The organism is Bullifex porci (assembly GCF_009695635.1).
GTDB classification, from domain to species: domain Bacteria; phylum Spirochaetota; class Spirochaetia; order Sphaerochaetales; family Sphaerochaetaceae; genus Bullifex; species Bullifex porci.
The window spans coordinates 1-11,720 of the sequence record NZ_VUNN01000015.1 but is presented as its reverse complement, the minus strand read 5'-3'; the positions used below and the strand labels follow the sequence as shown (position 1 = coordinate 11,720).

Below are 11,720 nucleotides of genomic sequence, written 5' to 3'. Positions count from 1 at the left end.
GAGATTAAAAATGGCAACAATAATTGTTTTATTAGTAGTTATATTATTAGCAGTATTAGCTTTTAGATCACTAAAGAAGAATGGAAAGTGCTCATCATGTGGCTGCGGCTGTAGTAGTGAAAAAAAATGCTGCTGCAATAAATGCAACAGCACTGATATAAATAAATAGCTTAACAAAGTCTACAGGTTGGAAGGCTTCTAATTGAGAGTAGTGTAGAAGCACCCTTACCAAATAGATTATCCATTTGAGTGATATATTCATCGAGAATATCATCTGGAACGTATGCTTGGATTGTACCTGCAAAGCCACCACCATGTACTCTTACAACACCCTTATCCTTTAAAATTGCTTCACTAATTGCAATTCCAATGGAAAGTCCCTGTTCCTGTGGTGCACTTGCTGCATATACGTTTTGTAAGAATCTGAAGGATGAATTACCACTCTCTTGGACACCCTTGAGGTAGGAATCAAAATCCTTATTCTCTAAAGCCTCTAGCATATCATTAACTCTTTGGTTCTCTGTTAGGTAGTGATAAGCTCGTAAAAGTGCTCTGTCATTGTTAACAGCTTTTCTTGCTTCAGGTAATGCTTTAATAAACTCATTTAATGAAACATCTCTTAAAACACTCTTTCCAAAGTAAGCTGCAACTCTCTTCATCTCTGTTGGAACAGCTGCATATTCATGAGTTAAATCTGCATGGTTACCTTTAGTATCAACGATTACTAGGTTATATCCATAATCCTTAAAGTTAACGTCTAGAGCCTTAACCTTTGGATTTTTGGCATCCTCGAAATCAATTCCTACAATACCACCATTTGCACATCCTATTTGGTCCATTAAGCCTGATGGCTTACCAAAGTATACATTTTCTGCATATTGGCTTATCTTTGCTAATTCAATAGGAGAAAGTGCATCGTTATTAAATAGATTGTTAAATATTTCAGCAATTAATACTTCAATTGCAGCAGAGGAGGATAGTCCTGAGCCCTTTAATACTCTAGTAGTTGTATTAGCTTCAAAGCCTCCAACCTTTAATCCTCTCTTTGTAAATGCATCTGCAATACCTCTAATTAAGGAAGATGTTGTATTTTTTTCTTCCTCCTTAATAGATAGATCTGAGATATCTACATCATCAACTGGAAAGCCCTCACTCTTTAGAATTACTCTGCTATCAGCTCTTAATGAAACAGCTGCGATTGTATCTAAATTTATAGTTCCAGTAATTACTAAACCAAGGTTATGGTCTGTATGGTTGCCAGCTAATTCTGTTCTACCAGCTGTTGAAAATAGTGCAACATTATCCTTTTTCCCAAACTCCTTTTCATGCTCTTTTAAAAGGTGTTCAAAGCGAGCATCCATATCCTCTTTATTATAATTTTTGCCATATAGGCCCTCATAGAGATGGCTAATATCTTTCATGTTCTCCTCCATAAAATAGTCTATCAGAAAGGATTGTAAAAAGATATTAATATTTAAGAATAAAGTTTAGAAAAGATACTTTTAAGCTTCTTTTCCTCTAATAAAATATGAATAGCATTATCTAGCTCAAGTTTTTTTATTCCTTTAAATTCCTTCTTCCTTAATAAATATTGACTAAGTGAAGACGTATTGAAGACTAGGGGAAGGTGCCTAGCAGCTTTTAATATTCTTTCTTCTCCCCAAGCTTGTGTAAATTTATTTTCACAGCTATCACAGCCTTGGCATTCTCCGATAAGCTTTTTCCCCATTAAATTAATTAAACTTTCTCTAATACATTTATTACTTAAAAAGAGATTCTTTAACGGACTATCCTCATCTGCTTTAATTAATACATACGCATTTACTATAGAGCCATCTCTTCCAGCTCTTCCTGACTCTTGAAGGTAATCACTAGCACTTTGAGATAAATCATAATGAATTACTGTTTTAATATCTCTTTTATCAACTCCCATCCCATATGCAATAGTTGCACACATTACGCTATCTGAGCTTTTATAGAATTGCTTCTCTATCTCAAGTCTCTTTTCAGATGATAAACCCGCATGATAAAACATTGTTTTAAAGTATGGAGATAGCAGGATAGCAAGCTGCTCACATCTTTTTCTTGAACGTGTAAAGACAATAGCAGGACGTGTTGAAGAAGCCTTAAGAAGTGTAACTATATCCATAATTGGAAAAAGAGAGCGTATTCTATGATAAATTATATTTTCTCTATTCATAGATGCTGCAATTATCTTTGGCTTTGAAATAAATAGTAGCTCACATAGCTTTGACTCTGTGTAGCTATCAAGAGTTGCTGTAAAAGCTAATACTTGCTGAGGCTTTAAAAACTTTAATACTCTTTTTGTTTCAAGGTATTTGGGTCTAAAGCTCTCACCCCATGAAATCACTGTATGTGCTTCGTCAAATACTACTAATGATATCTTTTGTGCAGAGAGGAATGTTAGTATCAAAGGATTTGTTAACGATTCCATAGTAGTAATTATAATCTTAGCTTTATTAGAGAGTATATCGAGCAATGCTTTTTTCTTATTGCTTTTACTTGTTAAAACACAGTGCTCTATATTTAATCTTTTTAATGCTGCACTTTGATCTCTCATCAAAGCTAATATAGGATAGATTATAATTGTGATCCCATCTGCAACTATTGCTGGAAGCTGAAAGCATAGGCTTTTACCACCGCCTGTTGGGAGAACAACTATCATAGCTCCATTAGCTTTTGTAAAGCCTGAAATAATTTCATTTATTACTAACCTCTGATGTTCTCTTAGAGAAACAATATTAAACCTTTCTTTTGCAATAGTATCTATATCATATTTCATATTAATAATAATTAATTAAATATGATTAATTATAAAAAGTAATATAATATACCGAAAATAGTATAATTATTTAAGTTTATAAAAACTGAAAGGGTATAGAAAAGCCTCAGAAATAAATCTGAGGCTGAATAGTTATTTTCTTACTGGATGAGCAATTATGCTTTCAAGCTCTGGAGTTTTCTTGAGGTTTTCAACAAGACCTCTAGCTCTAGCCTTATTAACATAATCTGGAGACTCAAATGTGTAGTGGAAGTTTGTATGGATGTCGTAGGTTCCATTCATGAGTGCAAATGCATCTTCAGTCATTACAAGCTCTTCATCTGTTGGGATTACGAAAATCTTAACAGGAGAATCATCTGCGCTGATACATGTTTCTGTATTTCTGCAGTGTGAGAGAGCATTCTTCTTCTCATCAAGCTTAATACCAAAGTTTTCAAGACCTGAGAGAGCACCCTTTCTGATGTGATCACCCATTTCACCAACACCTGCTGTGAATACAACTGCATCTACACGGCCAAGAAGAGCTGCATAAGCACCGATGTACTTCTTGATTCTATGTATTTCCATATCTATACCAAGCTGAGCAAGCTTATCGCCTTCGAGTGCTGCTGTATGTACGTCTCTTCTATCAGACTTTCCACAAATACCGATAAGACCTGATTTCTTATTTAATAGAGTATCCATTTCAGCTGGTGTTACACCAAGGTTCTTACACATATAAGGGATGATAGCTGGATCCATATCACCACTTCTTGAACCCATTACGAGACCCTCAAGTGGAGTGAGACCCATTGATGTATCGATACATACACCATTTTTAACTGCACAGCCAGAAGCACCATTACCAATGTGCATGATAATTACGTTAGTATCCTTGTTTTCCTTTCCAAGGAGAACTGCAGCTCTCTTAGCACAATAGAGGTGGCTTGTTCCGTGGAAGCCATAGCGGCGTACGTTGTAGTCCTTATACCATGAATACGGAACAGCATACATAAATGCAGCTTCTTCCATTGTCTGGTGCCAAGCTGTATCCATAACAATTGCCTGAGGAACATTTGGCATGAGTTTACGAGCAACCTCAATACCCATGATATTTGCTGGCATATGAAGAGGTCCAAGTGGGATGATTTCCTTTAATTTTTCAATTACTTCATCTGTTACTAAGGTAGACTTCTTAAAATATTCACCACCATGAAGTACTCTATGACCTACTGCACCAATTTCATCTAGGCTCTTGATACAACCATATTTCTCATCAACTAACATCTTTAATACTAGCTGGATAGCTTCCATGTGGGTTGGTGATGAGAAGCGAGCTTCATATACTTCCTTACCTGTGGACTTCTGCTCGATAGTTGAATATTCAAGACCGATTCTTTCAACAATACCTACGGCTAGGACATCTTTATTATCCCAGTCATATACCTGATACTTGGCAGAGGAACTGCCACAGTTTAATGTGAGGATTACCATCTATTTACTCCTAAATTAATTTGTTAATTTGTTTTTCTTTTATTTAAACATCATTATTCGTTTTTCTCAATCTTCAACTTTTGAAAAAAACAGACTTTTTTTGCTATTATTAGTATGAGGATAAAATTTTTAATGATTATTGTACTTTTGTTATGTACAAAAGTAGGTGCAGTTAGTATTAGCTTCTCAAAGGAGAGCATTCGTCTTAGCTCTGGGCCAATTGCAATTGATAGTGTTGAACAAACATTTTCAATTAAAAAGGGTAATTTTAAAGCGGGATCAATTAGTGAGTTTGAATTATCAGAGTTAATATACCCTGATTATTACATTTGGAAGGATAAAGCTGAGCGAAAAAAGACAGCTAATATTAAGGGCTTTGGTTATTTTGATGATAGCTATGCTTTGTTTTTAACTCCTGATAAAAGATTTTCTATTGGTAGCTATGTCTCATTTAAGGATATTTCACTCTCATTTTTAAGATATCAAAGTGGAGAGAGAGGTGATGAACTATACTCATATAGTAAAAATAGAGGAGGCTTTGCGGGTGAAAATATCATCCTACGATATTCAAATAAATACCTACTATTTAGAGTAATGGTAAGCTTAACTCATTTTAATGAGATATCAAGGTTCTATTCTCTTGGCGTAAGCTATAACAATATTGCTCTTACAGTCTCCTTTGGAGATATTACATATTACTATAAGGAAGCAAATCCTAAGACATTAATTATCACAAGCGATATTAGAAGTAGAGATTTAAATATTAGCCTTACATACTCTAAAGGAAGTAACCCCTATATAGGAGGCACTTATCGAAGCTTTGAGCTTTCCTCTAATGTTAGATATAGATATAAAAAGCTTATTTTAAGGAGTGAGTATAAATTATCCTTTACTGAAAAGGGAAAATATATCAAAGACTATGAATATGAATTACTCCTCTATTACTTTGGCATAAAACTTGATAACTCAGGCTCATTTACATATATCTTTAAAAAAGATTGGTTTCGGTTTGAAAGTAATTTAAAAACCTTCTCTGTTGCTTTTAATTTAGATAGAGATAGCTTTTCAATTTATTTATCACTTTCAAGTGAATTTAAGGTTAAAACCTCTGTTACGCTCAATTTTGGCCCATAATATTAATTTCATAATCGAGTGTAATACCAAAGCGCTTAAAAACTTCTTCTCTTACCTTATTTGCTAATGTAAGGTAAGAGTTTGCTGTTGTATTTTTCTCAACAGTAATAAAGTTCGCATGACTTTCACTTACTACTGCACCATTGTAGCTTAAGCCCTTAAGACCACATTTATCAATTAATAAGCCTGCACTAAGTGGAGTAGGGTTTTTAAATACACAGCCTAGAGATGGCTTATCATATTGTCCCACCTCTTTTCTTTTTAAGATATATTCTTCTCTTTGCTTAATAAGAGGTTTATTATCATCGACCTTATTTAAGCGTAAAGAGACAGAGTAAATAAATGAGTCCTTTGGAAGGTTTGATGCTCTATAGGAAAATAGGTCATCAGAATTATATATTTTTTTTATGCTTAAATCTGGTAGCACAATTTCTGCACTATAAAAAATATCTGAAATAGCTTTATTGTAGGAGCCTGCATTTCCCTTTAAAGCACCACCAATAGTTCCCGGGATTCCTGAAAGCTGTTCAAGACCCGATAGATTATTATTAATTGCACTTTGAATTACATGGCTTAACGACTCACCACACTTAGCGCTTATTACATCGTCTTTTACTGTTATACCTTTTAGATTCTTTGTTGAAATAGCTAAGCCATCAAGACCGCTATCAAGCACTAGAGTATTAGTTAAGCCTCCCAGTATGAAAAGCTTAAGGTCATTTTGCTTTGAGAATTTTATACTCTCGATTACTTCATCAAGTGTAGAAGGGAAAGTAATATATTTTACCTTACCCCCACACTTAATGGGTGAAAGGAGTGTGATATCATAGTTGGTATGAATGTTGATTTTTTCTTCTAGAATGCTTACATTAGATACCATATAAAATAGTCTAATAAGGAGAAATGGTGTATGTCAATTAAGCTTTACAACACAATGAGTAGGAAGACAGAAGAGTTCAAACCAATTGTTGATAATAGGGTTTCGATGTACTGTTGTGGACCTACCGTTTATAATTTTGCTCATATTGGCAACCTTAGAACATATATATTTGAGGATTTACTTCATAGAACACTCTCTCATGCAGGATATGATGTTAAGCATGTAATGAATATTACAGATGTTGGACATTTAACTGGTGATGGCGATGATGGTGAGGATAAATTAAATAAACGAGCTAAGGAAACTGGTAAGAGCGTTTGGGATATTGCTGAGTTTTATACAAAAGCATTCTTTACCGATGAGAGCCATTTAAATATTGTTCGCCCAGGAGTAGTTTGTAAGGCAACAGACCACATTCAAGATATGATTAACTTAATCAAAACTCTTGAAGAGAAGGGTCACACATACGTTAGTGGTGGAAATGTTTATTTCTCAATCGATACAATCGATGATTATGGTAAGCTTGCAGGTCTTCGCTTAGATAATTTAAGAGAGGGTGCAAGAATTGAGGTTGATAGCAATAAGAAGAATCCTAAGGACTTTGTTTTATGGTTTACTAATTCAAAGTTTAAGGACCAAGCTATGGTATGGCCTTCACCATGGGGTGTTGGATATCCAGGATGGCACATTGAGTGCTCAGCTATGAGTAGTAAATATCTTGGCGACCACTTTGATATCCATTGTGGTGGTATTGATGCTATTCCTGTTCACCATACAAATGAGATCGCACAAAGTGAAGCCGCAACAGGTAAAAAGCCTTGGGTAAATTATTGGTGCCATGGTGAATTCTTACTTAATGATAAGGGTAAGATGAGTAAGTCCTCTGGTGAGTTCTTAACACTCTCTGTCTTAGAGTCAAAGGGGTATAACGCTCTTGACTATAGATACTTCTGCCTTTCAGGACACTATAGAAGCCAGCTTAAGTTCTCCTTTGAGGCTTTAGACCATGCAAAGAGTGCAAGGGAAAGCTTAGTAAAGAGAGTAGCTGAGCTTAAGAAGAGTGAGCCAAGTGAATTAGGTGAAAAGGCATTAAGCTATAAAGAGCAGTTCTTTGGTGCTATGGAAAATGATTTAATGGCTCCACAGGCTCTAGCTGTAATGTGGTCTATGCTCAAGGATAATAGTGTTAGTGATGGTGAAAAGCTTTCATTAATTCTTGAGATGGATATGATTCTTGGTTTAAGACTTGATGAGGTAAAGGCCCAAAGTGATGAGGGTGATGATATTCCAGCTGAGGTTAAAGCATTAGCTCAGGAGAGAGCTGATGCAAAGAAAGCAAAGAATTTTGCTAGAGCTGATGAAATTAGAAATACCCTAAAGGAAATGGGTTATATCGTAAAAGATACACCTCAAGGTCCAGTTCTTGAGAGAGTGTAACCTTTTTGTATAAAGGGCATTTACTGTTATGGAAATCAAAAGTACGGACTTAAAAGATTTCAAGCTCATCTATAATGAGTGTTATCCTTTGCTGATGAAGATTTGTTATCACGTTGTGTATAACTTAGACATCGCTCAGGACCTCGTTCAAGAGACGTTTGAACGCTTTTATATGAAGAATATGAGCTTCCCATCAGAGGATGATGCGAAGTATTGGCTAATTAGGGTCTCTAAGAATTTAGCCTTGAACCATGTGAGAAGAAATAAACGGGAGATAAACATGGTTGAAAAGGTTAAACAGCTACCTACAACCTCTGCTACCTATGTAGTAGATGGTGTGAAGGAGCTCTCTGATAAGGAAACTATCAAAGAGGTTAGAGCTGCAATAGAGATGCTGCCTGATAATCTTAAGATGGTTATAACTCTTAAGGAGTATGGCGATCTTGATTATAAAGCCATTGGTAAGATTCTTGGGATTTCCGAGAGTAATGTAAAGGTGAGAGTTCATAGAGCTAGAAAGAAGCTTGAGGAAATTCTCTCTAAGGAGGATGGCTATGTGTATTGATGATGGATTACTATCTTCTTATCTGGATGGAGAGCTTGGGGAGCCTTATAAGAGCCAGGTTGAAGAGCATCTTTCTTATTGCACTGCATGTCAGAGTAGACTTGAAAAACTGAAAAAGCTTGATGCCATCATCAAGGGTGTGGGGCCTAGTGATGAGGAATTAACTTCAAGACAAGAACAGACTCTATCAATTCTAGAAAAGAAATGCTTTTCTAATAAGAAAATAAGCTTTTGGAGAAAAAAGCTTGAAGTATCGATTCCCTCAATGGTAACAGCTGCTGCAGGTATCATTGTAGTATTTATTGGAAGCTTTGCTTTATTTGGTAGCTCTTCAAGTAATACTAGCGATATTATGCCTTCCTTTAGTGCTCAAGCAGGAAGTGAAAATGTTCATTTAGTTTCTACAAAGGAGCAGGGCTTAGATGCCTATTCCTTGGAGGAAATAATGAAATACCTTGATAGCAAGGGGTACAATGTTGATATTTCGATTAAGGGTTTAAAACCAATCGAATAAATATAATTTCTTCTACGATTAAGGATACCTAATAAAAAGTTGGGTATCCTTTTTCTTTTTTCTCTCTATACCTTTATACCTCTTTTTGTTAAGATAAAATGACTATATTTTGTGGAGGCTTTGGGTATGAAAGCAGTTGAACTTTCAAAGTCCTATAACCCTAAGGATTTTGAAGATAAGATTTATTCCAGTTGGGTTGACGGAAAGTGTTTTGGACCTCAGAAAGAGGGGTGTGAGCATTTCTCCGTGGTAATGCCACCTCCAAATGTTACAGGAATTCTTCATATGGGCCATGCCCTAAATAATAATTTGCAGGATATTATCGTTCGCTATCAGAGAATGCAAGGTAAGAATACTCTCTGGGTTCCTGGAACAGACCATGCTGGTATTGCAACTCAGAACGTAGTAGAGCGTCAGCTTGCTAAGGAGGGATTAAGAAGACAGGATCTTGGTAGAGAAAAGTTTATCGAGCGAACCTGGGAAGTTAAGCATAAGCACCATGCAATTATCTCCTCACAGCTTAAGAAGATGGGATGCTCCTGTGATTGGGACCATGAAAGATTTACAATGGATGAGGGACTCTCAAAGGCCGTTAGAGAGGCTTTTGTAACCTTGTATGAGAGAGGCTTAATCTATAAAGGTAAATATCTTGTAAACTACTGTCCAAAATGTGGTACAGCACTAGCTGATGATGAGGTTGAGTATGAGAATATGCCAGGACATCTCTATGATGTTAGATATCCATATGCTGATGGATCTGGCTACATTACAGTTGCTACTACTCGTCCTGAAACAATGTTTGGAGATGTTGCTGTAGCAGTTAACCCTGATGATGAGAGATATAAGAGTGTTGTTGGTAAAAAGCTAATTCTTCCATTGATGGGTAAGGAAATTCCAATCATCGCTGATGCATTTGTTGATAAAGAATTTGGTACTGGTATGGTAAAGATTACTCCTGCTCACGATCCAAACGACTGGGAGTGTGGAAAGAGACATAATTTAGAAGCAATTAATCTTTTAAACCCAGATGGTACCTTAAATGAAAACGTACCAGAGAAATATCGTGGACTTGATCCAATTAAGGCTCGTGAGCTTGTTGTCGCAGATTTACAAGAGGGCGGATATTTAGTTGGAATTACTGACCATGCACACGATGTTGGTCACTGCTACCGCTGTCATACAGTTGTAGAGCCATATCTTTCTGAGCAGTGGTTTGTATCAATGCGTTCTATGGCTGATAAGGCATTAGCTGCATGGAAAAATGGTGATATACAGTTCTATCCTAAGAGATGGGAAAATACTTATACACACTGGATGGAAAACATCCGTGACTGGTGTATCTCTCGTCAGCTTTGGTGGGGACATAGAATCCCAGTATGGTACTGTGAAGATTGCGGAGAGATGATTGTTTCTAGAACAGATGTTGATACTTGTCCAAAGTGTGGCTCTAAGCATCTTCATCAGGATAATGACGTACTCGATACCTGGTTCTCATCATGGCTATGGCCTTTCTCAACACTTGGCTGGCCAGATAAGACTCCTGATTTAAAGACTTTCTTCCCAACTCAGACTCTAGTATCTGCATACGATATTATCTTCTTCTGGATTAGTAGAATGATTATGGCTTCAGAGGAATTTATGGGCCAGGCTCCATTTAAGGATATCGTAATTACAGGACTTGTAAGAGATAAGCAAGGTAGAAAGATGAGTAAGAGCCTTGGAAATGGTATCGATCCTCTTGAGGTAATTGACCTTTATGGTGCAGATGCAATGAAGTTTACACTTTGTTATCTTGCAGCTCAGGGCCAAGATGTTCAGGTAGATATGGATTCCTTCAAGATGGGCTCTAGATTTGCTAATAAGATTTGGAATGCGACAAGATTCTTACTTATGAATCTTGAGGATAGAAATCTTGTTGAGATCACTCCTGATAAGCTCAATACAATGGATAAGTGGATTTATCATCAGCTTAATAGCGCAATTAATACTATTAATAAGGCTATGACAAGCTACCGCTTCAATGAAGCAGCTCAGGCAGTTTACTCATTCTTCTGGAATGATTACTGTGACTGGTACATCGAAGCAAGTAAGATGAAGCTCTTACATGGAACAGCTGAAGAAAAGGATCTTGCAATCTCAATCCTTATGGATGTTCTTGAGAAATCAATGCGCTTAATGCATCCTTATCTTTCATTTGTTACAGAGGAGATTTATCAGAAGCTTCCTAACAATAAGGGTATGTTAATTAACCAGGATTATCCAAAGTTCGATGAAGCATTTGATTTTGCTGAGGATTCAAAGGTAGTTTCTGAGCTTCAAGAGGCAGTAAGAAATGTTCGTTCTGTTAGAAGTAAGCTTGGTATTGCTCCTGAGAAGAAGCTACACGTTGTTATTAGACCATCAGAGGGCTTCTATGCAACAGATGTATTTATTAGTGAGAAGAGCTTAATGGCAACCTTCATGGGTGCTGGTAATCTTGAAATTGATACAACTGCTTCTATTGATGTTTCTAAGGCATTCCCTTCTGCTGCAATCGGCTTTGAGGTATTCTCATTTGTTCGTGAGGCTATCGATGTTGAAGCTGAGATTAAGAAGCTTGAAAATGAGATTGCAAAGGCTGAAAAGAATTTAGCACAGAGCAATAAAAAGCTTTCAAATGAGCAGTTTGTTAAAAATGCTAAGCCTGAAGCCATCGAGAAGGAGAAGGGCAAGAAGGCAGAGTTTGAAGAAACAATTGCAAAAGCAGGTGAGCATATAGCTCTTCTAAAGACTCTTTAATAGATAAGAGGGGCTGTTGCACGAGCCTTTAAAAACAAATAGTGCTAAATGAAAAAGAGGCGAATGCGAGCATATAAGCGAGCATTCGCCTTCAATTTTGTCCAAAATATCAATAAATTAATACATGATGTAAATA

The 11,720-nt window shown here is 36.3% G+C and carries 10 protein-coding genes; 6 read left to right on the top strand and 4 right to left on the bottom strand.

The genetic code is table 11. The annotated features are described in order from the left end of the window. The first annotated feature begins 10 nt into the window (after nucleotides 1–10). Nucleotides 11–169 (top strand): FeoB-associated Cys-rich membrane protein, encoded by a 159-nt coding sequence (locus tag FYJ80_RS07815; protein WP_154425701.1) that lies wholly within the window; start codon nucleotides 11–13, stop codon nucleotides 167–169. A gap of 1 nt (nucleotide 170) precedes the next feature. Here FYJ80_RS07815 and FYJ80_RS07810 read toward each other — a convergent pair whose 3' ends face one another. From FYJ80_RS07810 to FYJ80_RS07800, 3 genes are all read right to left on the bottom strand, one after another. Then, on the bottom strand, nucleotides 171–1,421 hold the full coding sequence (locus FYJ80_RS07810) for a galactokinase (RefSeq protein WP_235899611.1): 1,251 nt from the start codon (nucleotides 1,419–1,421) through the stop codon (nucleotides 171–173). A 53-nt stretch (nucleotides 1,422–1,474) separates the two neighbouring features. After that, nucleotides 1,475–2,803, bottom strand: a complete 1,329-nt coding sequence (locus tag FYJ80_RS07805; protein WP_154425697.1) for a RecQ family ATP-dependent DNA helicase — start codon at nucleotides 2,801–2,803, stop codon at nucleotides 1,475–1,477. Between the two features lie 132 nt (nucleotides 2,804–2,935). Continuing rightward, nucleotides 2,936–4,276, bottom strand: coding sequence for an acetate kinase (locus FYJ80_RS07800; protein WP_154425695.1), 1,341 nt, complete (start codon nucleotides 4,274–4,276; stop codon nucleotides 2,936–2,938). 132 nt (nucleotides 4,277–4,408) lie between these two features. Here FYJ80_RS07800 and FYJ80_RS07795 point away from each other — a divergent pair, with 132 nt between their 5' ends. Next, nucleotides 4,409–5,410 (top strand): hypothetical protein, encoded by a 1,002-nt coding sequence (locus FYJ80_RS07795; RefSeq protein WP_154425693.1) that lies wholly within the window; start codon nucleotides 4,409–4,411, stop codon nucleotides 5,408–5,410. Here the strand turns inward: FYJ80_RS07795 and murB are convergent. Next, nucleotides 5,394–6,290 carry a UDP-N-acetylmuramate dehydrogenase gene (gene murB, locus FYJ80_RS07790; RefSeq protein WP_154425691.1) on the bottom strand — a complete coding sequence of 299 codons (897 nt, stop codon included), beginning with the start codon at nucleotides 6,288–6,290 and terminating at the stop codon, nucleotides 5,394–5,396. The two genes, FYJ80_RS07795 and murB, sit on opposite strands and share 17 nt — an antisense overlap. Nucleotides 6,291–6,320: 30 nt before the next feature. On the opposite strand from murB, the gene cysS reads away from it, so the two are divergent. The 4 genes from cysS (at nucleotide 6,321) to FYJ80_RS07770 (ending at nucleotide 11,584) form a co-directional block, all read left to right on the top strand. Further along, on the top strand, nucleotides 6,321–7,727 hold the full coding sequence (cysS, locus tag FYJ80_RS07785) for a cysteine--tRNA ligase (RefSeq protein WP_154425689.1): 1,407 nt from the start codon (nucleotides 6,321–6,323) through the stop codon (nucleotides 7,725–7,727). 28 nt (nucleotides 7,728–7,755) lie between these two features. Further along, complete coding sequence (locus FYJ80_RS07780; RefSeq protein WP_154425687.1) at nucleotides 7,756–8,292, top strand: RNA polymerase sigma factor; 537 nt, start codon at nucleotides 7,756–7,758, stop codon at nucleotides 8,290–8,292. Then, nucleotides 8,282–8,806, top strand: a complete 525-nt coding sequence (locus tag FYJ80_RS07775) for an anti-sigma factor family protein (protein ID WP_206361027.1) — start codon at nucleotides 8,282–8,284, stop codon at nucleotides 8,804–8,806. Before FYJ80_RS07780 ends, FYJ80_RS07775 begins: the two co-directional genes overlap by 11 nt. A gap of 126 nt (nucleotides 8,807–8,932) precedes the next feature. After that, nucleotides 8,933–11,584, top strand: a complete 2,652-nt coding sequence (locus tag FYJ80_RS07770; protein WP_154425683.1) for a valine--tRNA ligase — start codon at nucleotides 8,933–8,935, stop codon at nucleotides 11,582–11,584. Nucleotides 11,585–11,720: the final 136 nt, after the last annotated feature.